The sequence below is a fragment of the Fibrella aquatica genome, assembly GCF_041321135.1.
Classification (GTDB): Bacteria; Bacteroidota; Bacteroidia; order Cytophagales; family Spirosomataceae; genus Fibrella; species Fibrella aquatica.
Genome location: NZ_JBGGWF010000013.1, coordinates 65,068 through 89,187 on the forward strand (window position 1 = coordinate 65,068; position 24,120 = coordinate 89,187).

Here is a 24,120-nt window from a genome sequence, read left to right on the forward strand (position 1 = left end):
GTCTAACTCCCTGTTCCTGATGTACCAACGTAAAACGAAGTTCGGTTTGCTGTGCTCGCTGCTTGTCGGTGGCGCCGTTAGCCTGTTTACCAGCACGAGCAGTCTGGCCCAACCCAGTCCCGGACAACCGGTCCAGATTAATGTCGACCTGACCAAAAGCAACGGTCCACTAACGCCGATCTGGGCCTGGTTTGGCTACGACGAGCCGAACTATACCTACATGAAAGACGGTAAAAAGCTGTTGACTGAAATCTCGAAGCTGAGCAAGGTGCCCGTGAATGTGCGGGTACATAGCTTGCTGGTGACGGGCGATGGCGAAGCGGCGCTGAAATGGGGATCTACCAACGCCTACACCGAAGACGCTCAGGGTAACCCAATCTACGACTGGACGATTATCGACCGTATTTTCGACACATTTATCCAACGCGGTATGAAGCCGATTGCCCAGATTGGTTTCATGCCCGAAGCCATGTCGACCAAACCGCAACCGTATCGCCACCACTGGAAACCCGGCGACAACTACAACGACATTTACCTGGGCTGGACGTACCCACCCAAAGATTATAACAAATGGGCCGAACTGGTGTATCAGTGGGTGAACCACTCGGTGAAGAAATACGGTAAAAAGGAAGTGGAAAGCTGGTACTGGGAGCTCTGGAACGAACCGAACATCAGCTATTGGAAAGGTACCACCGAAGAATACATCAAGCTGTATGACTATACCGCCGACGCTGTGAAACGGGCGTTACCAACGGCTAAAATAGGTGGTCCTGAAGTAACCGGCCCCGGCGGCAAAGGCGCGTACACGTTCTTCAAAACCTTCATGGACCATATCGTGAATGGCACCAACGCCGTAACCGGCAAGACCGGCGCACCGCTCGATTTCATCACCTTCCACGCCAAAGGAGCGCCCAAACTCGTTGACGGTCACGTACAGATGAACATGGGCACGCAACTCCGCGACATTGACAAAGGATTTGAACTGGTGGCGTCGTACCCGAGCCTGAAAAACCTCCCGATCATCATCGGGGAGTCGGACCCGGAAGGTTGCGCGGCCTGCTCGGAAGATATGAGCCCACAGAATGCGTACCGGAATGGCACCATGTATTCGAGCTACACCGCCGCGTCGTTTGCCCGAAAATACGATTTGGCGAAGGCGCGCGGCGTGAATCTGGCGGGAGCGGTTACCTGGGCCTTCGAGTTTGAAGATCAGGCCTGGTTCCGCGGCTTCCGCGATTTGGCCACCAACGGTGTCGACAAGCCGGTGCTGAATGTGTTCCGTATGTTCGGGATGATGCCCACCAACCGGGTCGAGGTGACCAGCAAACTGGCTTACGATTATACCCGCGTACGTGATGAAAGCGTGCGGGCCGAAGCCGATATCAACGCCCTGGCCAGTAAAGATGCCAAATCGGCGGCGGTGATGGTCTGGCACTACCACGACGACAACGTACCTGGCCCCGATGCACCCGTTTCGGTGCAGCTGACAGGCATTCCCGGCAAAACCGCCATCGTGCAGCACTACCGCATCGATCAGCAGCACAGCAACTCCTACGAAGCCTGGAAAAAAATGGGCTCGCCCAAAGCGCCAACGACTAGCCAAATCGCCGAACTCGAAAAAGCGGGTCAGCTTCAGACACTATCAGCCCCCCAACAGGTACGTGTCACCAACGGCGAAACAACCCTCTCCTTCGCGCTACCCCGCCAAGGCGTGTCGCTATTGAAAGTGACGTGGAAATAGGGTTTGATGTTAAGTTTTTGGCTATAATTGTACATGAAGCTATTCGTCATGTATAACCGTTGCACATGACGAATAGCTTCATGTACAATTATAGCCAAAAACTTAACATCAGAAATGGCTTACGATCCCACCGTTCCCTACAACGATTTACCCGATCTTCCGCCGCTGATTGACTTCAACAGTCTTGGTATTAGCCAGATTCTTGTTCAAGCAGCCCGTTATCTAGCTGAATTAAAAGGCCTGTGCACCTCATTGCCCGATCCAAACATTTTAATAAATACACTGGTCGTACAAGAAAGTCGTGACAGTTCAGCCATTGAAAACATTGTGACTACGCAAGATGAGCTATATCGAGCTATTGCCGATGACAACGGGCAGAACTCGACCGCTAAAGAGGTACTAAATTACCTCGAAGCCCTTTACACAGGACTGGATCATATGCAGAACCGCTCTAATTTGCTGACAACGAACACGTTTGTAGACATTGTGCAAACGCTGAAGAAGAATAGCGCTGGCGTGCGTACTATGCCGGGCACCGCGCTTAAGAATGCCAACAGCGGATCGGTTGTCTATACACCTCCTTGCTGTGAAGATGTCTTGCGTCAGAAACTGAGTGCACTCGAACAGTTCATCAATGAAGACCTCCCCAATGGCCCCGACCCGCTCATCAAACTAGCTTTGCTTCACCACCAATTTGAAGCCATTCATCCGTTTCTGGATGGTAACGGGCGTACAGGCCGGATTTTGATGGCCTTGTATCTTGTTCAGCAAGACTTGCTTCCTCAACCAGTGCTTTACCTCAGTCGCTATGTAAATTCATACAAGCAGGATTATTATAGGTTGCTACGACAGGTAACTGAACAGGAAGCCTGGACTGAATGGATTGTATTTATATTAACAGGAATCAGTGAAACGGCCCGACTTACTGCCAGTAAAATCAGGCGGATGCTACAGCTAATGGCTGACATGGAAAGTCCGGTACGGCAGGCGTTAGGTACCCGATACGACTACTCGATTCTACAACTGATGTTTACGCTACCCTACCTGAAAATTGAACTACTGGAACGCCGTGGCTCTATGTCGCGCCAAACAGCCACAACGTACCTGAAGCTTTTGGCTCAGGGGGGCGTACTCACGCCAACCAAAACAGGCCGAACAACCTACTACGTAAACCAGCGCCTAATTGACTTGTTGGCTGACTAACCCCCTAATTAAACGAGTGCTTAAATTCCAGCGGGGAGACGTTGGTCTTGCTTTTGAACAGCTTACTGAATGATTGCGGGTACTCGAAACCGAGGCGGTAGGCGATTTCACTGACCGATAACGAGGTCGTTGTCAGGCTCTCTTTAGCCTTCTCGATTAGCTTGTTATGAATGTGTTGCTGCGTACTTTGCCCGGTCAGCGAGCGAAGCATGTCGCTCAGGTACGTTGGCGAAACCGACAACTGATCGGCCAGATACTGAACCGTGGGTAACCCCATTTCGGGCACCTTATCGCCGTTGAAATAGTCCGTAAGAATCGCTTCCAGCTTCGACAATAAATCGTTGTTGACGTGTTTGCGGGTGATAAACTGCCGGTTGTAAAACCGGTTTGCGTAGTTGAGTAGCAGGTCGATGTGCGACAACATCACGTCCTGACTAAAGCCATCGATCGATGTATGATATTCCTGCGCGATGTTCAGCATGATCGACTTGATCATCGCTTCTTCTTTATCTGAAACGTGCAGGGCTTCGTTGACGGCGTACGAGAAAAATCCGTAGGCCTTAATGCCCTTCGCCAGCGCATGGTTCAGCAGGAAATCAGGATGCACCGTCAGCCACCAGCCCGACATGGTCATATCGTCGGGCGTTACGGTCGAGATTACCTGACCGGGCGAAAAGAAAGTCATCACCCCTTCGTCGAAATCGTAATAGTTCTGTCCGTACTTCAGCTTGCCGGTGAAGCCTTTCTTGATGCAGATCGAATAGAAATTATAGACAAAACTCTGGGTCGGCACATCGATGTGGCATTTGATGTCGCTCATATCAATGACGCTTACCAACGGATGGGCTGGTCTCGGCAATTTCATGAGCCGATGCAACTCCGAAACAGACTCGATGACGTAGGGGTGATTGGCTTCTTTTTTCATACCGTTTATTTGTCAATCATATTCATGCTCATGGCATCGTAGCGGTCGCCCGTTGATAGGCCTAACGGAACAATGGCCTCCAGGCGTTCCAGTTCAGCGGCAGTCAGCGTAATGCTGGCGGCGGCGATGTTTTGCTCGACGTACCTGACGCGCTTGGTGCCCGGAATCGGTAACGCTCCTTTGGCCAGCACCCAGGCAATTGCCAGTTGCGATGGCGTGACTTCTTTCTCGTGGGCGATGGCTGTGATAGCCGCTACCAGTTCGATGTTCTTCTGAAACTGCTCACCCTGGAAACGGGGAATGCCACGCCGGAAATCGTCGGCCGGAAAATCGTCCGGACTGGTGATATCACCCGACAGAAAGCCACGACCCAGCGGCGAATACGCTACGAAGCCGATGCCCAGTTCGGCCAGTCCGGGCAACGTACCCAGCTCTTCAGGGCTACGCTCGAATAACGAATATTCGGTTTGTATAGCTGTGATGGGGTGAATCTGATGCGCCCGTCTCACCGTTTCCATCGCCACTTCCGACAAACCGATGTAGCCAATCTTACCTTCCTTAACCAGATCAGCCATAGCGCCAACGGTATCTTCAATCGGCGTGCTGGTGTCTAACCGGTGCAGGTAATACAGGTCGATGTAGTCGGTGCCAAGGTTTTTCAGCGACCGTTCGATGGCTTTCCTGACGTAGTCGGGCTTGCCGTTGATTTGCCAGGTGAGGTCACCGGCATCGTCGATCTCGAAGCCGAATTTACTGGCGATAATGTACTGATCGCGGTTGCCTTTAATGGCTTTGGCAATCAGCCGTTCGTTGTGAAGCGGGCCATATAAATCGGCCGTGTCGAGGAAATTGCCGCCCAGTTCGAGCGAGCGGTGAATGGTGGCAATCGACTCTGTTTCGTCGGACTTACCGTAAACATCGGCACCGGCAATCTGGGTCATGCCCATGCAGCCAAGTCCGATGGCTGGCACCACTAATCCCTGATTACCCAGGGTTACTTTTGGAATACTGTTCATTTTCTTTTTGGTCTGTGCGTCTGATTTTGACAAGGCAAAGGTCAGCTAGCGCACAGGCCAAAAAGTAGCCAAATCACGTATCGTTGTGTTCAGAATTAGGCTTCGCTGTCATTATGCTTCGCGTCATTAAGTGGTCATTACGCTGCGCTGTCATTCGCTTCGCGTCATTGAATAGTCATTCGTTGTTTGGCAAAAAATGACCATCTAAGGACAGCGCAGCGTAATGACCACTTAATGACGCGTAGTATAATGACATTTCCCCCTTACATATACGCTTCGTCGCGGCCCAATCTCAATTTTAGCACACCTACTTTATTCAGCAGGAGAATAAGCGGGTAGGCGGGGTCGAACTCGTGCCAGCGGAAGCCGCCGAAATTAGGGCGTCCACCAAATTTATGGTGGTTGTTGTGATATGATTCACCCATCATCAGAAAATCGAACGGCAGCAGATTCTTGGCGGTGTCTTCCAGCTTGAAGTTGGTGTAGCCGTACCGGTGCGCGTACCAGTTGATGATCGCGCCATGTACCGGACCCATCAGGAAATGAATCGGCAGTAGCAGAAACAGCCAGGGCGAGGTGGCAAACTGAATGTAGAACAGCGTATAGGCAGTGCCCCAGGCCAGCCGAACGGGCCAACGGTCGCCGAGCCATTCCATGAACGGCCAGTTAGGAACGCCTTTTTTGAATTTGGCCGGTACTGAGTCGTGACCGTTCAGAATGTCGTTGTAAATGATCCGCGTTTTCCACATCATATCGACCAGATTCTTCGAGTATTCCGGCGAATGCGGGTCGTTCTCAGTATCGGCATGGGCGTGGTGCAGGCGGTGCATGATGCCATACGCGCGCGGGCTGAGGAATGAAGAACCCTGCCCGATGAAGGTCAGCGTGTAGAAGAATTTTTCCCAGCCTTTGCTCATGGTGAACATCTGATGGGCGGCATAACGGTGAAGAAAAAAGGTCTGCATCAGCACCGACAGGTACCAGTGCGCCACAAAAAAGGCAAGAATAATCATGATACGTAATTGGCAGTCAATTAGATAAGGTTGAGCAGCATCAGTTCGCCCAGGAATGACTGGCAACGATCTTTCATGCGGTCATACTCGGCCGAAACCGCCGAAATCAGACTGGTGCTGTTGGTGGTGGTAGGCTGGCTAAAATGAGGGTCGGGGCAAGAGGTTGCCGGTGCAGGTGTTGAACAGCCTGTGCCCGTACAAACTACATCGACCCGCAGGTTATGAATCCGGGATTTCAGGCGGCTGAGCGATTGGGTGTAGCCTATAACCGGATGATTCAGGCTCCGGTAGCTATCGTTGGGCAAATCGGCCAGCAAGGTTAGCAACTGATCAATTTCTTCTTCGCTTTGCTCAAGGCTAACGGCCCATGCCTGATGCTGTGTGCGGCAGGTCTGTAGTGGCGTCTGAATGGGGGCTGAAGGGGTAGTCTGAAGCATTTGAATGGCGTTATCCATGTGTATTGGAGTCATTGATGCTGTAAAAGTGGCGCATTCGTTATGGCTCGTCCCTGACCGGCATCAGGCCGTTGATTGATAAAAATCAGCCCGGAACGTACCTGAATTTTATCACCCTCCACCCTGATGAACCTCATCGGGAAGCCACCAATCGAGCCGCACTTTTGACGCATTAAAACCGTCAACGACATGTCTATCATCTACTTTATGATTGGAGTAAGTCTGCTAATGGCGCTAGGGTTTTTGGCGGCATTTATCTGGTCGATGCGCACCGGTCAGCAAGATGATCTGTACACGCCATCGATGCGGATGCTGCTCGACGATACAACGCCCTACACAACCGCCAATCAGGCAGGCGATCCGATTAATTCAACCACGCCACGTCCTACGGGACTGTCAGCGAATACAACAATCAGCTCACCAACTGCTTAATCGACTCATTAAAACTTCCTCTATTGCTCTATGAACTCAGTTACCAATAATCCTCCACCGGTAATTATTTCTCCCCGCCTGGATGGGCCTGACCGGGAGGCAATCGGGCAACCACCGAAAGGGCCGCTACCCATTGCCGAGAAGTTTGCCTACGATAACACGATCGTGCGCAACTTCGCCATTGCCACTATCGCTTTCGGCATCATTGGCATGCTGGTGGGCGTTATTGCGGCTACTCAGTTGTTTGCACCCGCTGCCAACCTGGGTAATCAGTACACCACATTCGGGCGAATTCGTCCGTTACACACCAACGCGGTCATTTTCGCTTTCGTGGGTAACGCCATTTTTATGGGCGTTTATTACTCGTTACAGCGGCTTTGCAAGGCGCGTATGTTTTCTGATTTACTCAGCAAAATTCACTTCTGGGGCTGGCAACTCATCATTCTGTCGGCCGTAGCAACCCTTCCCCTGGGCCTGACTACCTCGAAAGAATACGCTGAACTCGAATGGCCCATCGACATTGCTATCACGCTGATCTGGGTGGTGTTCGGCATCAATATGTTTGGCACTATTTACAAACGGCGCGAACGGCATATCTACGTAGCCATCTGGTTCTACATTGCCACGTTTGTGACCATTGCCGTGCTGCACATCGTGAATTCAATGGCTATTCCGGTTTCTTTCCTGAAAAGTTACTCGATGTATGCCGGGGTGCAGGATGCGCTGGTGCAGTGGTGGTATGGTCACAATGCCGTGGCTTTCTTCCTGACCACGCCGTATCTGGGCATGATGTATTACTTCCTGCCTAAAATGGCCAACCGGCCGGTGTATTCGTATAAACTGTCGATTCTACACTTCTGGGCCCTGATCTTTATCTACATCTGGGCGGGTCCTCACCATTTACTCTACAGCTCACTGCCCGATTGGGCGCAATCGCTGGGCGTTGTGTTCTCGATTATGCTCATTGCACCCTCGTGGGGCGGTATGATTAACGGACTGCTTACTCTGCGCGGTGCCTGGGATAAAGTGCGCGAAGATGCCATTCTGAAGTTCATGGTTGTGGGCCTGACCGCTTACGGTATGGCCACGTTTGAAGGGCCGTTGCTGTCGCTGAAGAATGTGAACGCCATTGCTCACTTTACCGACTGGATCGTGGCCCACGTACACGTTGGCGCCCTGGGCTGGAATGGCTTCCTGACCTTCGCTATGCTGTACTGGCTCATTCCACGCATGTACAAAACGCCGCTGTATTCGAAAAAACTGTTGAATACGCACTTCTGGCTGGGTACGTTGGGCATTCTGTTCTATGCGGTTCCGATGTATATCTCGGGTTTCACACAGGGTATGATGTGGAAAGAATTCACGCCCGAAGGCATGATGAAGTACCCCAATTTTCTGGAAACCACGCTCCGGTTGCTGCCGATGCACATGATGCGGGCCACCGGCGGAGCAATCTATCTGATTGGCGCTATTTTGATGGCCTATAACCTGGTGAAAACCATGGCCGCAGGTACGCTGACTGCCGATGAACCCGCCGAGGCACCTGCCCTTCAGAAAGATTACGTACCTACCGGAAACGATACCTACTGGCACCGCTGGTTCGAGCGCAAGCCCATGCCCCTGCTGGTTGGTTCGCTGGTCGTGATTCTGATTGGCTCGCTGATCGAACTCGTGCCCACATTCATGGTCGAAAGCAACGTACCTACCATCACGGCCGTGCTACCCTATACCGCGCTGGAAGTACACGGCCGCGATCTGTACATCCGCGAAGGTTGCGTAGGTTGCCACACCCAGATGGTTCGTCCATTCCGTTCAGAAACAGAACGTTACGGTGAATATTCGAAAGCTGGTGAATACGTGTATGACCACCCGTTTTTGTGGGGTAGTAAACGTACCGGACCCGATCTGCAACGCGAAGGCGGCCGTTACCCTAACTCGTGGCACTACTACCACATGGACAATCCGCGCTCGATGTCGCCCGGTTCAATCATGCCGGCTTACCCCTGGCTGGTGACGCAACAGCTCGATGCATCGTCGACAGCCGATAAGCTGACTGCCCTGCGCAGCGTGGGTGTCCCCTACGAAGATGTAGCGATTGCCAGCGCCAACGACGATGTAAAAAAACAGGCCGACGAGATTGCGGCTAACCTCGCCAAAGAGGGCATCAAGGTGCAATCAGACCGCGAAATCGTAGCGCTTATCGCCTACCTGCAACGGCTGGGGACGGATATTAAGAAGATGGAGACGGTACAGAATTAGTCGTTATGCTTCGCTGTCATCAAGTGGTCATTGATAGTCATTCTTTGCCTTTCTCATAATGACCATCTAATGACTACCAATGACCACTTAATGACCATAAATGACAAAAAATAATGTTCAAGCAATTCATATCCCACATTCCAGGTGCTGATGTCTACATGGTCGGCTCGTTTCTGACCTTTCTCACCTTTTTTGTTCTGATTGGCATATACCTGCTGATGGCTGATAAAAACGAGCTCAATCAGATCAGCCGACTGCCGTTAGACGAATCTCAAGACGCCTGATTTCTCCATGAACGCACTCTTTTTAACCGCAACCGCCCCCAGCTCGATCTGGAATCTGACGTCGGGCGAAGACCTGATTTGGGTCGTTATGCTGTCGATCGTTACCATTGGTATGATCATGATTCTGGGGGTTACGATCTACTTAGCCATTGTGCTGAGGCAGATGCTCAACCCGGAAGAGGCCGCCGCCGAAGCCGCTAGGCCAAAGCAATCGTTCTGGCAACATTTCATCGGCCTGCGCCCGCTGAGCCAGGAGAAAGACCTGGTGATGGAACACTCGTATGACGGTATTGTGGAGCTCGACAACCCGCCGCCACCCTGGTTCATGTACCTGTTCTACGGTACCATTGGCTTTGCCGTCGTTTACCTGTTTTTGTTTCACGTTATCGGTACCAGCGACCTGCAAATTGCCGAATACGACAAGGAAGTAGCCATGGCCGAGATTCAGCAGGAGGCTTATATCAAGAAAACCGCCGGCTCGATCAACGAAAACACGGTAACGTTCGTCACTGATGCCAAATCGATTGGCGACGGTAAAACCTTATATACCCAATACTGCGTGGCCTGCCACGGAGCCGAGGGACAAGGCGGCGTTGGCCCCAACCTGACCGACGAATACTGGCTGCACGGCGGTTCGGCCAAAGCTATTTTCCACACCCTTACTGAAGGCGTTGTGGAGAAAGGCATGATGTCGTGGAAGAAGCAGCTTAACCCGCTCCAGCTGCAGCACGTAGCCAGCTTCATTAAATCATTGGAGGGCACTAAACCCGCTGGTGGCAAAGAACCGCAGGGCGAAAAAGAAGCCCCGAACGTACCTGCGCAAAGCGAGAAAGTAGCGGCGAACTAATGGGTATAGTGCTGTCAGGTCCCCCGACCTGACAGCACTAGGGTCCCCGACCAAGCGATAGACTGCTGAACCCAGTAACGTACCCAACTCCCCCCAAAAATGACTACTACCGATACCCCCGTTGACGATTATTTCCGGTCGCATTTGCCAAACCAGACAGAGGCGGGCGGGCGTAAGTGGTTGTACCCAAAGGCAACAAATGGCCGGTATACCAACTGGCGCATGGTGGTATCGTGGGTGCTGTTGGCTTGCCTGTTCGCCGGGCCGATGATCTGGATCGACGGGCATCCGCTGTTTCTGTTCAACGTGCTCGAACGGCGATTTATCTTTTTTGGAGTCACCTTTTGGCCGCAGGATTTTTACCTCGTTGCCATTGGTCTCATCACGTTCATTGTCTTTGTGGTGTTGTTTACCGTTGTGTTTGGCCGCGTGTTTTGTGGCTGGGCCTGTCCGCAAACGATCTTCATGGAAATGGTTTTCCGGAAAGTCGAAGGCTGGATCGAAGGCGACTTCAGAGCCCAACAACGCCTCGATGCGTCGCCCTGGACCACCGAAAAAGTGGTGAAGAAAACGGCCAAGCACACCGTTTTCTTTCTCATCTCGTTTCTCATCAGCAATACCTTTCTGGCCTACCTAATCGGCCGCGATCAGCTACTGACCATCATCACCGATTCGCCCGGCAACCACCTTGTCGGCCTGTTCGCGATTTTGATCTTCACGGGCGTTTTTTACCTCGTCTTTGCCCGGCTCCGCGAAATTGTTTGCACCACCATCTGCCCCTACGGCCGTTTGCAGGGTGTGATGCTCGACAAAAACTCGCTTACCGTCGCCTACGACTTCATCCGCGGCGAACCAAGGGGGAAGAAAGTGAGGGATGACGGGCGAGGGGTGACGGGCGAAGGGGTACATGCTGAGTTCCTTCATCCTTCACCTCTTGCCCTTCACCCCTCGCCCAAAGGTGATTGCATCGACTGCAAGCTGTGCGTGCATGTTTGTCCGACGGGGATTGATATTCGCGATGGCATTCAGTTGGAGTGTATCAACTGCACCGCCTGTATGGATGCCTGCGATGAGGTGATGGACAAAATTGAACGTCCCCGTGGGCTGATCCGCATCGATTCGCTGAACAACATCGAACAGTCGGTGCCGTTCCGGGTAACGGGCCGCATTATGGCGTATAGCTCCGTTTTGCTGGTTCTGCTGGGGCTGATTGGCTACTTGCTCGCCAGCCGTGAACCCCTCGATCTCACGGTGTTGCGGGCTCCCGGTCAGTTGTATCAGCGGGGCGAAGGACAGGTTATTTCGAACCTCTACAGCCTGGAAGTTATCAACAAGACTTACAAGCCTATGAAGCTCGATATCCACGCCAGCCGCGCCGATGCTAAACTTCGTTTTGTGCAACCGCTGGGTACGTTAGCCCCCGGTACGCTTACTAAAGTGATGTTCTTCATTGACCTGCCCGAACAGACCATCAAGCAGAACAGCACCCCGCTTACCCTCGACGTAGCCACCAACGGCGAAGTCCTTCACAACATCAAAACAACCTTCCTGGGGCCGGTGAGGTGAGGGGTGAAGAGTGAGGGGCGAAGGGTGTTGCTTTCGCGTCAGCAATAAGCTCGCTAAAGCAACGCCCCTCACCCATCATCCTTCACCCATCAATCCTCACCCATCACTCTTCACAATTATGAACTGGGGTAAATCAATTGTACTTGTATTCATTGTCTTTGCCGGGTTCATCGGTAGCCTTGTTTACCTGATGACGCGCGAGCGGATCGATCTGGTACGTAAAGACTATTATCAGGACGAAATCACGTATCAGAAACAGATCGACCGGGTGGCACGTACAGCGCGCACGGGCAACGACTCTGCCCTGACCCTCGACCCTGAGCGGCAGCAAATTGCCCTTAATCTGCCCGCGGGCTGGGAGAAGGGTACGCTAACGTTCTACCGCCCCAGCGATAGCCTGAAAGACCGAACTATTCGGCTGGTTTCTAATCAGCGGGCTGTATCAACGGCGGGATTGGTGCCGGGTATATGGCGGGCTCAGTTGAGCTGGTCGGTGGGTGGCGAAGAGTATTATTACGAAGAAACCTTCACACAACCATGAATACCGTCTGGCTGCTAACCGCCCTTACAACGGGGCTTGTTGGTAGCCTTCATTGCGTAGGTATGTGCGGTCCGCTGGCGATGGCCCTGCCCGTCGGGCGGTTGCCGCCATCGCAACGGGCGTTCAGCATAGGTCTGTATCATCTGGCCCGCCTCACGGCTTACGCCACGCTTGGGGCTTCTTTCGGTCTGGTTGGGCAGGGGCTTTTGCTGATGGGCTTGCAACGTCCGCTCTCGATTGGAGCCGGGCTTTTTCTGCTTGTGTGGACGTTGGTAGCCCGCGGTAAATTCGGCAGCATCACCTCGGCCAAGCCCACCCGCTGGATCGTTGGACCCATGAGCCGATTCCTGCAACAACCGTCTTGGCGCTCATTCGTGGTGCTGGGTTTCCTAAATGGGCTGCTTCCCTGCGGGTTTGTCTATGTAGCGCTGGCGGGTGCCATTGCCACCGGTAGCGCCGCCAACAGTGCGCTCTATATGGCTCTTTTCGGTGCCGGAACGGTGCCTGCGTTACTGTTGGTCCGCTCTGTTCCGTCGCTGTTTCCCGCCACCATCCGTCGGCATTTCACGCGGCTGATGCCCGTTATGGCTGTGTGTGTTGGCTTGCTACTGCTGGCCCGTGGCCTCTACCAGTCAGGTACGTCTTCTGACTCTAGCCAGCCCATTCCCGTTTGCCATGGTCCATTGATCGTTGGGAAATAACAAAACAAGCGCCCCCGAATAGAGAGCACAAGGCTGTTCAGGATTTAAAATCCTGAACCCTGCTAACCACGCGTTTGTAACGCGGATGACGTAAAAACTGTCAGTGTCAGACTGTATGATTTTTACACCATAATCAGTAAGGGTGTTTATTGCTCGCCAAAGCAATAATTTAGTCGGCCATGCGCGTTGCAAACGCGCGGTTAATAGGGTTCAGGATTTTAAATCCTGAACAGCTTTGCCTAACGACCTTGCCCCGTATGACCAGAAAAGCACTCCCGGTTAGAGAGCGCTTTTCTGGTTATACGGGGCAAGGTCGTTCAAAAGGAGTAAGGTGATTTGTTAACTTCCTTTTGGTCGGTCCCCTTGCGGGGAGAAACCAATTACCAATTTACCCCATAACTAATTACCCTTTTTGGCTCTACTGCTTCGGAACAATAGTGACCACGTCGGGTACGGTAATTTTTTCGATCTGTAGCTGACGACACTGGGTATTGAACCGGGTAATGTCGTTCTGAATCAGCGCGTTCATCTGTGCCTGAAGCGGTTGCCAGAGCGCGTTCAACTCCGACAGCCGTTCCTGCTGACCAGCGGTGACGTAGGGTGTATTTACGTCCATTTCGCCTTTCAGGAAAATGTAATCAGCGCTTAGCTTGTTCTCGAAATTGATCACGTCGTCATTCGACTGTGACTTGGGCTGAATCACTTTCTCTTCCCAAACTTTAATCTTTTTCGCAACCACCCGACCCGAATCGGCCAACGATTTCAGGTTTGGATTGTCGTCGATCAAATCAACCAGGTCGTTGATTTGCTTCTGGGCCTTGCGCATCCGGTTTACGCCCTGATGAATCGCTTTTACGCCTTCTTCAATGCCAATCAGTGTTTTTTGCTGTTGCTCATACTCGGCCAGGGTATAGCTGAGTCGCGGGTCGGCCAGAATGGTAAACGCTACCGTTTTCGACTGCTTACCAAGTCTTAGTTTTGCCTGATAGGTGCCGGGAGCCATTTTACGACCTTTGTAATTTCCCTCGATAAACACCTTCTCAATGGCTGGTAGCGTTTCGGCGCGCATGTCCCACACAAACCGGTTCAGGCCCGGCCGCATGGTCAGCGTTGGCTCGGCCGATGGCCCACCGGGGAAGGAGACAAAATTTCTGTCTTTTTTGCTACTGAAGCTACGGATGAGCGTGCCCTGTTCGGTCATTACCTCCATCGTCAACGTAGCACTCGTATCTACTTTAGCGGGCAACTGATAATAGATCACCACACCGGTGGCGGGGTTGGTACCCGCAAAACCATTACGACCCGGGGTGGGCTCGTCATCGTCATCATCCTCAGCAACTTTGTCGAGCGCACTACTGCCCGATACGCGGTATGTATTGTCGGGTTTATAGACCAGCAAACTGTCTTTGCTAGTGGATGGGTTATACTGCCGGATAGGCTCCAGATCGTCGAGAATCCAGAACGAACGTCCGCCCGTGGCGGCAATCAGATCGCCCTGATGCACTTTCAGATCGGTAACCGGGCTTATGGGCAGGTTGAGCTGCATAGCCCGCCAGTTGGTGCCGCCGTTATACGACACGTATACCCCGGTTTCAGTACCGGCATACAGCAATCCTTTCCGTTCGGGGTCTTCGCGAACCGTGCGTGTGAAGGCACCGTAGGGAATGCCCGTTACGATTTTGGTCCAGGTTTTGCCATAATCGGTTGTTTTGTAGATAGCCGGGGCGAAGTCGTTGACCTTGTAGCGGGTGGTGGCGATGTAGGCCGTTGCTTTGTCGTGGGGCGATACCTCGATGGAGTTGATCAGCGTTTCGGGCAAACCGGCCGGGGTTACGTTGGTCCAGGTAGCGCCACCATCGCGGGTGAGGTACACGAGTCCGTCGTCGCTGCCGGTCCAGATAACACCCTTCTCGGCGGGCGATTCGAGCACATAGGCAATGGTGGCGTAGTTTTCGCCGCCTGCCCCTTCGTTGGTATAAGGTGCACCACCCCAACCCAGTTTGGTTGAGTCTTTCCGGGTGAGGTCGGGCGAAACGGTCGTCCAGCTTTTGCCCAAGTCAGTAGTTTTGAAGAGTCGGTTCCCGGCGTGGTAAAAGGCGTTGGGTTCGTGTTTCGACCAGATGATCGGCGCGTTCCAGTTGAAGCGGTACTTCATGGTTTTGGCCTGTAACGCCTGATACTGAATGGGCGATACCATGATAGGTTTGCCCTCGTGCGTTTGCTGGTCTAGCACTTCAATGGTGCCCTGGTAACTGCCCCCCATCACATAACGCGGATTGTCGGGATTGAACGCCAGAAAAGCACTTTCGCCCCCCGCCGACGCTTCCCAGTCTTTCTCGGTAATGCCGCCGCCCGTGGTCGACCGGCTGCTGATCATCACCGACGAATTGTCTTGCTGCCCACCGTAGATGCGGTACGGAAACTGATTATCGACGTTGATGCGGTAGAATTGGGCCGTGGGCTGGTTATTTTCCGCCGACCAGGATTGGCCTCCGTTGAACGAAACAGCCCCGCCGCCATCGTTACTCAGAAACAGGTTTTTGTTGTTCTTTGAACTGATCCAGAGGTTGTGATGGTCGCCGTGTGAACCGGAAATGGTGGAGAACGTCTTGCCGCCATCGATGGATTTCAGCACCGACGTATTAAGCACGTACACCGTGTTTTCGTCGACGGGATCGGCGTAGATTTCTATGTAGTACCAGGCTCGTTGCGTGGTCCGGTGGTCTTTGCTGATCCGATTCCAGCTTTTACCGGCATCGTCTGAACGGAAAACGCCTCCTTTATCGGCCTGCGTATCTGATTCGATCACGGCATACACTCGGTTTGGGTTAGCCGTAGAAACAGAGATACCCATTTTGCCCAGTTCTTTAGGCAGACCCTTTTCCAATTTGGTCCAGGTTTCGCCCCCATCTGTCGATTTGTAAAGGCCGCTGCCTTTGCCGCCACTCTGCACCTGCCAGGGCAACCGGCGATGTTCCCACATCGAGGCGTAGAGAATGCGCGGGTTGGTCATATCCATGCTCAGGTCGTTGCAGCCCGTGTTTTCATCCACAAACAGCACGTTCTTCCACGTCTTACCGCCGTCGGTGGTTTTGTAAATGCCCCGCTCGGCCGACGGACCGTGCAATGCGCCCTGCGCGGCCACAAAAACCACATCGGGATTTTGCGGATGTATCCGAACGGCGGCGATGTGGCGGGTAAGCTCAAGGCCGAGGTGTTGCCAGGTTTTCCCTGCATCGGTCGATTTATAAACGCCGTCGCCGTAGGAAGTCATGACGCCACGGGGGGCGTGTTCGCCCATGCCGACGTAGACAACCGCCGGGTCGGATTCGCAAATGCCAATGGCTCCCACCGACGAGGTTTTCAACTGGCCATCAGACACGTTTTTCCAGGTCATGCCCGCATCGTCTGTTTTCCAGATGCCGCCGCCTACGGTGCCCATGTAATAGAGTTGCGGGTTGCTGGTAACGCCCGACCCCGCCACTGACCGCCCCCCGCGAAACGGCCCGATGTTCCGCCATTTTACCGGTTTGAAATATGGGTCGGTGCCGGTTGGAACCGCAGCCACTGTCGCCGATGCCGGTTTCGCCAATTTGGGCGACTGAGCCAGCAACGGTCCGGAAAGTAGGATGGCACAAAGAATAAGTAGGTGTTTTTGCATGGGTCAGCCGCTGATAAATTGGTTTGGGCTAAGATAGACAAAATCAGGCCGCACTGAGAGTCAAGTGCCTACTCTAATGTCAGGTCGCCCACTTGCCGATCGAGCCACTTCGCCAACACCTGCACAATGACGCTGTGATCGTCGCGTTGGGGGAGGCCCGAGATCGTGATGGTGCCGATGAACGTTCCTCGCAACCGAATGGGGAAACAGCCGCCGTGCGTAGCGTAATCGCGTAGGGAGAGGCCCGCCTTTTCCTGAAGCGTTGTCTGCTTTTGCTTTAGTTCAAGCCCGATGGCGTAGGAACTGCGCTGAAAATGCAGCACGGCGTTCCGCTTCCGACGTACCCAGTCAAGGTTGTCGGGCGTGGTGCCCGGCATGGCGCAAAAAAACAGCGGCTGACCAACCAGTTGAATGTCGATCGCCACGGCTTTGCCCCGTGCTTCTACAGTTTCTTTCAGCAACGTACCCAATTGCCAGGCGGTATCGGCGGTGAAGGTGTCGAATTGGAGTTGTTCTTCCTGCAACGCAATCCGCGCCAGGTCCTGATCGATTGATGCATCCATGCTGTAAACTTAAGCAAGGCCGGACGTTGATGAAGTCCGATTGGTTGGTCGTTCCGACTTTTGTGGTCAGAATTGTCATTACACTGATCACGTTCGGGAAATAGGCCTTAGCGCAATCGCTTTTTGTATATTTGATCTACATCATTAACCCTCATACATATGGTCGCCGTTGTTGGAACTTATCAGAATGGGTACGTAAAACTCGATAAGGAGTATCCTACTAAAGACCCGGTGAAGGTGATTGTCACGTTTTTGGAAGAGGTTGAGGAAACGGCCGGGGAAAGGATCTCACTAACGGATTTTTCGTTCTCGAAAAGCCAGAAAAACTTGGAACATATTAAAGGGTCTTTCAGTGACGCTATCACAGAGGAACGCCGATCAGCGTTATGAAGCTGTTTTTAGATACATCATCGCTCATCAAGCTCTACCATAGAGAAGCAGGAACAGAAGAACTTGAGTCCATTTTTGCCACCGCTCGCATAACTACGCTTTTCCTCTGAACTGTCGAAAGTAGAGTTCACGTCGACCATCTGGAAAAAGGTGAGAACAAGAGAGCTTACAGCGTTAGAAGCCCAGACAACACTGGACCTATTTCAATCATACTTTGAAAAGTACACGTTTTTGGTCACAGATAGTCTGATCATCGAACAGGCCAGACTGCTAATGGCAATCTATGGTGAACAGGGCTTAAGAACATTAGACAGTATTCAATTGGCTACCGCCGTTTCATTAGCTCAACAAGCCGATTTGTTTCTTACCGCTGATAAACTCCTGCAAACGTTTTTGGAAGCAGAGCACTTGCCTACAACAATTTCGCTGAGCTAACAATCTGTCATTTGTAGTCATTGGTCATTTATTGCATGTTGACCAATGACTACAAATAGTTGTTTAATGACCGGTACACCGAAGCGGGTGAAGCCTAATGACCCCAATTTCAATCGTCCATATCGTCAGCCGGGGGGAGGGCCAGTTCGCTGATCGGCTGATTGAGCCACTTGGCCAGCACCTCCACAATAATGCCGTGATCTTCGCGCATGGGTACGCCCGAAATGGTGATTGCCCCGATGCAGGCCGACCCGCGCAGCCGGATGGGAAAACCGCCACCCGCCGCCGCATGATCACGGAGTGACAGCCCTGCCTGATCAGTCAGGGTTGTTTGTTTTTTCTTCAAGGTCAGCCGTACCGCGTACGAGCTTTGCTGAAACCGCTCTACCACGTTCCGCTTCCGACGTATCCAGTCGATGTTGTCGGGCGTGGTGCCGGGCATGGCGTAGAAAAATAGCGGCTGACCAAACAACTGAATGTCGATGGCTACGGCCTTTCCCCGCGCTTCTACGGTTTCTTTCAGCAACGTACCCAACTGCCAGGCGGTATCGGCGGTGAAAGTGTCGAATTGAAGTCGCTCTTCCTGCAACGCAATCTGCGTCAGGTCCTGATCAATGGATGAATCATTCATTCGGCAAACTTAAGCAAGGTGCTGTTAATGAAAGGCCAACTGGCCAACTGACTTGTCTTTCGAAGGCGGGTGATCAATTTCCTTACTCTGTCCCGTTCACGCGCTTTTTTCGACAATGTACATGAAAGGTGTCTGCCAAAAACAGCGGCTGATGCGCCTTTTTGCAGTTCTTACTTATAGGATGAGTAGAAACGAGCACTACAAACAAAAAGATAAGTACATATAACTTAGTTTTAATTTTTTTTTAATGTGCTTTTAATAGCGATTTTTGTGCTAAGGACATGACTTCAGCCACTAAGTAGTCCTTGTTTATGAGTCAATTAACGATTGCCCGTCGTGATTATTGACTTCTCATCGGAGATAATGACTGTATAAGTATTCTTGACAAACAGTTGGCCATCCATTGACAATGTACCTGACAATCTGATCAACTGACTGATTACCAAATAGCTAAGCCGATAAATTATCTTTTCAAGTTGATTAACGAACCAATCCCAATGAATACCGCTCAGAGTACCTCCTCAGTAGGTCAACGTTTGAAACTGTTCTTCACCCTGTTCGACAGTCGGTGGGAAGACCTCGAAAAAAGCAATTGGAAAGTAACGGTTTACCGCGATTTCAGTGCGGGGCTGATTGTGGCCATGACTGCCATTCCCATGGCCATGGGCTTTGCCATGGCCATGGGCTTGCGACCCGAGCAAGGCATTATTGCAGGTGCCTTGGCGTGCATCATTGGTCGCACATTTGGTGGCTCAAAATATCAGGTATACGGCCCAACGGCGGCTTTCATTCCGCTTATTGCCGCGCTGATTACCAAATACGGAGTGGCTTCGGGCGGCACAGCCGAGCAGGCGCATGGTTTTCTGATTTTCGTCTCCATCATCGCCGGTATTCTGCTCATGATCATGGGAATATTGGGTTTCGGGAAGTACGCCAAACTGGTGCCTAACTCCATTATTGTAGGCTTCACTATCGGTATTGCCTTCGCTATTGCCTTCACCAACCTGGAAGATATTCTGGGCATCGAAAGCTTCAAGGATATCCTCGGTCAGGATGAAGATATTCAGGGCGGACTCATTCATAATATCATCGCCACCTTCGGTAACCTGAATAAAATCAACGTCTGGTCACTTCTGATCGGGTTGCTGACATTTGTGATCACCAAGTACGTTCTGAAAATATCCATTTTTATTCCCGCCCCGCTGATTTCCATCGCCGTGTCTACGTTGCTGGTTGCCACGGTATTGGCCGATAAAAACATCCTGCTGGTTAAAGACATTTACGGCAGTATTCCCAATAATTTCTTTGTTTTCACCGCGCCACAACTGCCGGGAATGACGGCGGGTGTCTTCTTCGATATTCTCTACTTCGTCTTCGCCATTGTGTTTGTTTCCGGGGTTGAAAGCGTACTGTGTTCATCAATGGCCGACCGGTTGGCCAACAACAAACGCACGCCCTTCAATGCCGATAAAGAGTTCTGGGGTCAGGGTCTGGTACAGATCATTACGCCGCTGGTGAATGGTTTCCCTTGCACGGGTGCGTTGGCCCGTACGGCAACCAGCATTAAAGCAGGTGCGGTAACGCCCTTGGCTGGCTATTTCAAAGGCGTGTTGAAACTAACGATGGCCTATTACCTGGCTCCTTATCTGGAGTTAATTCCAATGGCATGCATCGGCGGTATTCTGATCTGGGTAGCGTCTAACATGATCAAACCGTCGGAAATTCGGGAGATCAAATCGTTGGGTAAGTTTGAATTTGCGATCATGGTCTACACCGCCGTTATGGTGCCTATGACTGATTTTCTGACCGGCGTATTGTCGGCTCTGATCATCTATTTCATCGTCCGCCGATTCTTCATCAAGCAGGAAGTGAAGGAAAACGAAGAAACGCTTGTCGATGCGTAAATCGACGGTGCAGCCGTCAGGCTCAACCGGTAAAGTAGCCTAAAACGCCCGGATGAAGTGAGTAACGACTCGCTTTGTTCGGGCGTTTGTTTTGGTTGCCCGTAGGAATCTCCGTGTGTATATCGTCTAATGGGCATAGCCTTCAGAAGCAAGGCGCCCACCTGTTAAAGAGCAAGATATGCACAGAATGAGATCGAGATTGGCCGCCGTTGCCGTGGCTGGTATAATGGCCTGGAGTGTAACCGGTTGCAGCACCGAAGGAGACCCGACAACGGTCATCGATAATGAGGTCATAGTGGCGGTAGACCCCTCCTTATTTATTACCGCCGGTCTGAGCGAACCCATTACTAAAGTTACCAAAACCCTAAGCAATGGGTCGTCGGTGGAGTGCTACAAAATTGTTACCACCAATACCCCAACCGACCACACGATGGGGCCATGGTGCCCAACCAACATTGCCGATGACGCCAGTAAAGGAGGCGTGTGGTTTGAAGGTGGTAAATTGTATGATGTAGATGGCGCTTTTGTCAAGAATCTGGCCACGTTCTACAACGATGCCGTCTGGAAACTATACAATACCGATGGTAGCATTAAGGTAACCAACACAAAGGCGGCTTGTGAAGCCGCGGCCCGGCCAAACGTAGATCCGGCCTACAATAATTACTGTGTCGAATGCCAGCCATCGTATAGTGCGGGCATTAAAAAGACCTATTACATACCGGTGAAACCAGTGCAGTTGAGCACTTCGGCGCGTATTGGCGGTATGGGCGTAATCGTGGGTATTGCCTTCAACGGCGTCAATTTCGACCCGCCAGCGCCTACGTCAGCGATTCTTGGTGCGCATACGCTGGCACCGATGGATGATGCGGGTGGACATGTGAACACAGCCGCCGGGTATCACTATCACGCCGCCACCGGAAAAAGCAAAAAAGTAACCCAAAGCGATGGCCATGCGCCTATGATTGGCTACGCCATGGATGGCTACGGCCTCTACGAAAGGCTGGACGCCACCGGTGCCGAACCCACGGATCTGGATGCCAATAGGGGGCATTATGATGTTATGAGGGGCTACCACTACCACGTTGCCGCACCGGGGACAAACAGCTTTATTGCTGGTTTCAGAGGGGCACAAGGCTCTTTCGCCGTTAGTCTGTAATGAGTTTATGTACCTCATTTTCTGACCTTTCGCCGTTGGTGGGAGGTCAGAAAATAGCCTTAGTCAGCATGATCAACCGGTTCGTAATTACCCTTTTACTACTTGTATTACATTCGTTGGTTGGCCTGGCCCATAGTCCGCTGCTTTCTACGGTGGCAGTAACTAAAAGCAAGGACAATACATGGAGTTTACACATCAGCGCCAGCCTGTCGGCCTTTCAGTTTGAACTGAAAAACAGATACCCCGCCCTGCAAATTGACAGTTTGACCGGCGATGATTTTCAGCGGCTGGTGTTGCAGCACCTGAAAGAAACGGTTACCATCGGGGCGAACAGCAACGATGCGATTGAGCTGAAAAACGGAATGATCAAACTAGGTCATCAAACCGATATTCGATTCGAGATCGTAGGAATGCCGGCTCAACTTCAACAACTGGAAGTGCGGCATCTGGGCTTTGGCACACTCACAGGCCACTATTGCGTGTTCACGATGGTGATGCCCGAAACAGGCCGTACAAATTTCATACTACAGCAAGACAATCAGTTTACGGTAGACCTGGCGGTTGATAACACCGCTATTGTTGAGACCAAACCGGAAAAAGCGATCAAGGGATGGTTCCCGATGCTGCTTGTTCTAATGTGCGTTCTGTTCTTGTTGGGTATCTGGTACGCCAGAAAACCACAACTTGCCTAACAAACCCGACCACCCCAACTGGCGTTGCACGCTGGGTACGTTAGAATCGTTTCCAGGTTTAAATTCATGAAAATAGCCCTTTCACGGTCGTGAAATCGATCAGCCTTTGTAGTGCATCTTTCCCCGGAAGAAATCGATGAAGCCCTGGAAGACCAGTTTAAACGGGTTTTGCCCCATGAAGCCTGTCGTGATGCCGTAGTTGACCTTCTCCGTTTCGGGCTCGTAGGTGCCGAACAGCTTGTCCCAGATGATGAGCGTGCCGCCGAAATTCTTGTCGATGTACCGATCATTGGAGCCATGATGCACGCGATGGTTGGATGGCGTGTCGATGATGTTTTCCAGAAAACCCAGCTTGCCCACGGCTTCGGTATGCAGGAAGAACTGGTAAAACAGGTTGGCGGCGTATACGGTCACGACCATGTCGGGCGGGAAACCGAGCAGAATAGCGGGCAGGTAAAACCACGGGCTAATGAGCGCGCCCAGCCAGTTGAGCCGGTACGAGGTGGTCAGGTTCATCCAGGGGCTGGAATGGTGTACCAGGTGAAACGCCCAGAAAAACTTGACCTGATGCGAAGCCCGGTGAAACCAGTAATACAGAAAATCGACCATCAGGAACGTACCCAGCCAGAGCCAGACAGAAGGCTCGAACGTGAACAGCCGGAACTGGTATACGAACGCAAAAATGGTTAGCTGGTAGCCCGCAAATACGAATTTCGACAGCTGAAAACCGGCGAAAATAGCGAGGTTGGCCGCCGTTTCTTTCACGTCGTACACGTGCTTTTCTTCTTTCCAGCTCCAGATGATCTCGGCCAGAATCAGCCCGAAGACCAACACGATGATATGGCCTTTGTAGGCACCAAATGCAAACTCCATAACTGTGAATGAGTTAGTTGACGCGTTGGTAGGTGTTCATCAGATCGTCCTGCGTGACGTGGGCTTCACCGCCTTCTACCGTACGTAGAACCAGATCGTTAGTCAACACGCGGGTTTGGTACCGCCAGCCGGTGGGTAGTTTCAGGCGCGTTTGCAGCGTAGTGAGGCCTTTCTCGGTCAGGTTGGGGTCAACGAGCTGGGCGTAGCTCTGCATGATGTAGGTGTGGTCGGGGCTGATCAGTTCATATACGCGACTACCCTTGTTGAAGACATACTCGGTGCTCCGTTTTACGGTCGTTTCGGTATATGGTTTGGTCTTACCCATCGTCGCCATCTTCAGCGAGACAGGTACCGTGGCCCGTTTCTTCATCGCCAGCCCACCCAGCACAACCGTCGGCGGGGCCGCGTTTGACTGCCCGACTTTATCCATCAGGAAGTAGCGGGGACCATTCATGGAAATCGATTTGGCCCCGAACTCTTTCTTTAGCTTTTTCGCATCAATCGCGTTCCACTGATCGGCCGGACAGCTGTTGCAGCCCAGCGTGTTATAGACCGTGGCGGTCAGGTCGGTGAGTTTGCCGCTCACAACCAAAATTTCGCAATAGCGTGCTCCACGAACGTTGTTAGCGCCGCGCATGACAGGCTGCGCCGTTGCCTGAGCCATCGCCAGCGAACCCGACAGGGCGATCGCCAGCGCAAGAAATACAGATGATTTGAGTGACATGGTCGTCTATCTTGGTAACCGAACAAAGATGGACGTACCTGGCAGACCATCCATTGAAAAAGAAGGCGAACTGAACAAACAGCCGGGCGAATTGATCAGGTATTGGTA

At 52.2% G+C, this 24,120-nt stretch carries 23 protein-coding genes; 14 read left to right on the forward strand and 9 right to left on the reverse strand.

Annotation, left to right across the window (positions count from 1 at the left end):
- Window positions 1-19: 19 nt before the first annotated feature.
- Both ACAW87_RS22150 and ACAW87_RS22155 read left to right on the forward strand, forming a co-directional pair.
- Window positions 20-1,741, forward strand: coding sequence for a GH39 family glycosyl hydrolase (locus ACAW87_RS22150; RefSeq protein WP_370725836.1), 1,722 nt, complete (start codon window positions 20-22; stop codon window positions 1,739-1,741).
- Window positions 1,742-1,855: 114 nt separating this feature from the next.
- On the forward strand, window positions 1,856-2,944 hold the full coding sequence (locus tag ACAW87_RS22155; RefSeq protein ID WP_370725837.1) for a Fic family protein: 1,089 nt from the start codon (window positions 1,856-1,858) through the stop codon (window positions 2,942-2,944).
- Window positions 2,945-2,948: 4 nt separating this feature from the next.
- Here ACAW87_RS22155 and ACAW87_RS22160 read toward each other — a convergent pair whose 3' ends face one another.
- The 4 genes from ACAW87_RS22160 to ACAW87_RS22175 form a co-directional block, all read right to left on the reverse strand.
- Window positions 2,949-3,869 carry a helix-turn-helix domain-containing protein gene (locus ACAW87_RS22160; RefSeq protein WP_370725838.1) on the reverse strand — a complete coding sequence of 307 codons (921 nt, stop codon included), beginning with the start codon at window positions 3,867-3,869 and terminating at the stop codon, window positions 2,949-2,951.
- A 5-nt stretch (window positions 3,870-3,874) separates the two neighbouring features.
- Entirely contained in the window at window positions 3,875-4,885 is a 1,011-nt protein-coding gene (locus ACAW87_RS22165) for an aldo/keto reductase (RefSeq protein WP_370725839.1), read from the reverse strand.
- A gap of 263 nt (window positions 4,886-5,148) precedes the next feature.
- Window positions 5,149-5,898: an acyl-CoA desaturase gene (locus tag ACAW87_RS22170; RefSeq protein WP_370725840.1), complete on the reverse strand. Its 750-nt coding sequence runs from the start codon at window positions 5,896-5,898 to the stop codon at window positions 5,149-5,151.
- Between the two features lie 20 nt (window positions 5,899-5,918).
- Entirely contained in the window at window positions 5,919-6,368 is a 450-nt protein-coding gene (locus ACAW87_RS22175; protein WP_370725841.1) for a hypothetical protein, read from the reverse strand.
- 174 nt (window positions 6,369-6,542) lie between these two features.
- Between ACAW87_RS22175 and ccoS the strand changes: the two genes are divergently transcribed.
- The 7 genes from ccoS to ACAW87_RS22210 all read left to right on the forward strand — a co-directional run bounded on the left by ccoS (window position 6,543) and on the right by ACAW87_RS22210 (window position 12,983).
- Complete coding sequence (gene ccoS / locus ACAW87_RS22180) at window positions 6,543-6,785, forward strand: cbb3-type cytochrome oxidase assembly protein CcoS (protein ID WP_370725842.1); 243 nt, start codon at window positions 6,543-6,545, stop codon at window positions 6,783-6,785.
- Window positions 6,786-6,815: 30 nt separating this feature from the next.
- A complete protein-coding gene (ccoN, locus tag ACAW87_RS22185; RefSeq protein WP_370725843.1) occupies window positions 6,816-9,044 on the forward strand; it encodes a cytochrome-c oxidase, cbb3-type subunit I in 2,229 nt (742 codons plus the stop codon).
- A 113-nt stretch (window positions 9,045-9,157) separates the two neighbouring features.
- Entirely contained in the window at window positions 9,158-9,328 is a 171-nt protein-coding gene (locus tag ACAW87_RS22190) for a hypothetical protein (RefSeq protein ID WP_370725844.1), read from the forward strand.
- 7 nt (window positions 9,329-9,335) lie between these two features.
- Window positions 9,336-10,175 (forward strand): cbb3-type cytochrome c oxidase N-terminal domain-containing protein, encoded by an 840-nt coding sequence (locus ACAW87_RS22195; protein ID WP_370725845.1) that lies wholly within the window; start codon window positions 9,336-9,338, stop codon window positions 10,173-10,175.
- Window positions 10,176-10,274: 99 nt separating this feature from the next.
- Complete coding sequence (ccoG, locus tag ACAW87_RS22200; RefSeq protein WP_370725846.1) at window positions 10,275-11,741, forward strand: cytochrome c oxidase accessory protein CcoG; 1,467 nt, start codon at window positions 10,275-10,277, stop codon at window positions 11,739-11,741.
- A 118-nt stretch (window positions 11,742-11,859) separates the two neighbouring features.
- Window positions 11,860-12,282: a FixH family protein gene (locus ACAW87_RS22205; protein WP_370725847.1), complete on the forward strand. Its 423-nt coding sequence runs from the start codon at window positions 11,860-11,862 to the stop codon at window positions 12,280-12,282.
- Window positions 12,279-12,983, forward strand: coding sequence for a sulfite exporter TauE/SafE family protein (locus ACAW87_RS22210; protein ID WP_370725848.1), 705 nt, complete (start codon window positions 12,279-12,281; stop codon window positions 12,981-12,983). Before ACAW87_RS22205 ends, ACAW87_RS22210 begins: the two co-directional genes overlap by 4 nt.
- A gap of 418 nt (window positions 12,984-13,401) precedes the next feature.
- Here the strand turns inward: ACAW87_RS22210 and ACAW87_RS22215 are convergent, their stop codons facing one another.
- Together ACAW87_RS22215 and ACAW87_RS22220 are read right to left on the reverse strand one after the other, a co-directional pair.
- Window positions 13,402-16,644, reverse strand: coding sequence for a WD40/YVTN/BNR-like repeat-containing protein (locus ACAW87_RS22215; protein ID WP_370725849.1), 3,243 nt, complete (start codon window positions 16,642-16,644; stop codon window positions 13,402-13,404).
- A gap of 68 nt (window positions 16,645-16,712) precedes the next feature.
- The gene (locus ACAW87_RS22220; RefSeq protein WP_370725850.1) at window positions 16,713-17,207 is read right to left on the reverse strand and encodes a heme-degrading domain-containing protein; all 495 of its coding nucleotides are present in this window, start codon (window positions 17,205-17,207) and stop codon (window positions 16,713-16,715) included.
- A 159-nt stretch (window positions 17,208-17,366) separates the two neighbouring features.
- Here ACAW87_RS22220 and ACAW87_RS22225 point away from each other — a divergent pair, with 159 nt between their 5' ends.
- Entirely contained in the window at window positions 17,367-17,597 is a 231-nt protein-coding gene (locus ACAW87_RS22225) for a hypothetical protein (RefSeq protein WP_370725851.1), read from the forward strand.
- Window positions 17,598-17,747: 150 nt separating this feature from the next.
- Window positions 17,748-18,032 (forward strand): PIN domain-containing protein, encoded by a 285-nt coding sequence (locus ACAW87_RS22230; protein WP_370725852.1) that lies wholly within the window; start codon window positions 17,748-17,750, stop codon window positions 18,030-18,032.
- A 109-nt stretch (window positions 18,033-18,141) separates the two neighbouring features.
- Here ACAW87_RS22230 and ACAW87_RS22235 read toward each other — a convergent pair whose 3' ends face one another.
- The gene (locus ACAW87_RS22235; protein WP_370725853.1) at window positions 18,142-18,663 is read right to left on the reverse strand and encodes a heme-degrading domain-containing protein; all 522 of its coding nucleotides are present in this window, start codon (window positions 18,661-18,663) and stop codon (window positions 18,142-18,144) included.
- Between the two features lie 497 nt (window positions 18,664-19,160).
- On the opposite strand from ACAW87_RS22235, the gene ACAW87_RS22240 reads away from it, so the two are divergent.
- The 3 genes from ACAW87_RS22240 (at window position 19,161) to ACAW87_RS22250 (ending at window position 22,415) form a co-directional block, all read left to right on the forward strand.
- The gene (locus tag ACAW87_RS22240; protein WP_370725854.1) at window positions 19,161-20,567 is read left to right on the forward strand and encodes a SulP family inorganic anion transporter; all 1,407 of its coding nucleotides are present in this window, start codon (window positions 19,161-19,163) and stop codon (window positions 20,565-20,567) included.
- Window positions 20,568-20,745: 178 nt separating this feature from the next.
- Window positions 20,746-21,723 carry a YHYH protein gene (locus ACAW87_RS22245; protein WP_370725855.1) on the forward strand — a complete coding sequence of 326 codons (978 nt, stop codon included), beginning with the start codon at window positions 20,746-20,748 and terminating at the stop codon, window positions 21,721-21,723.
- A gap of 68 nt (window positions 21,724-21,791) precedes the next feature.
- Window positions 21,792-22,415 carry a hypothetical protein gene (locus ACAW87_RS22250; RefSeq protein ID WP_370725856.1) on the forward strand — a complete coding sequence of 208 codons (624 nt, stop codon included), beginning with the start codon at window positions 21,792-21,794 and terminating at the stop codon, window positions 22,413-22,415.
- A 99-nt stretch (window positions 22,416-22,514) separates the two neighbouring features.
- Here the strand turns inward: ACAW87_RS22250 and ACAW87_RS22255 are convergent, their stop codons facing one another.
- A complete protein-coding gene (locus ACAW87_RS22255) occupies window positions 22,515-23,288 on the reverse strand; it encodes a sterol desaturase family protein (protein ID WP_370725857.1) in 774 nt (257 codons plus the stop codon).
- A gap of 13 nt (window positions 23,289-23,301) precedes the next feature.
- Window positions 23,302-24,012 carry a hypothetical protein gene (locus ACAW87_RS22260; protein ID WP_370725858.1) on the reverse strand — a complete coding sequence of 237 codons (711 nt, stop codon included), beginning with the start codon at window positions 24,010-24,012 and terminating at the stop codon, window positions 23,302-23,304.
- Window positions 24,013-24,120: the final 108 nt, after the last annotated feature.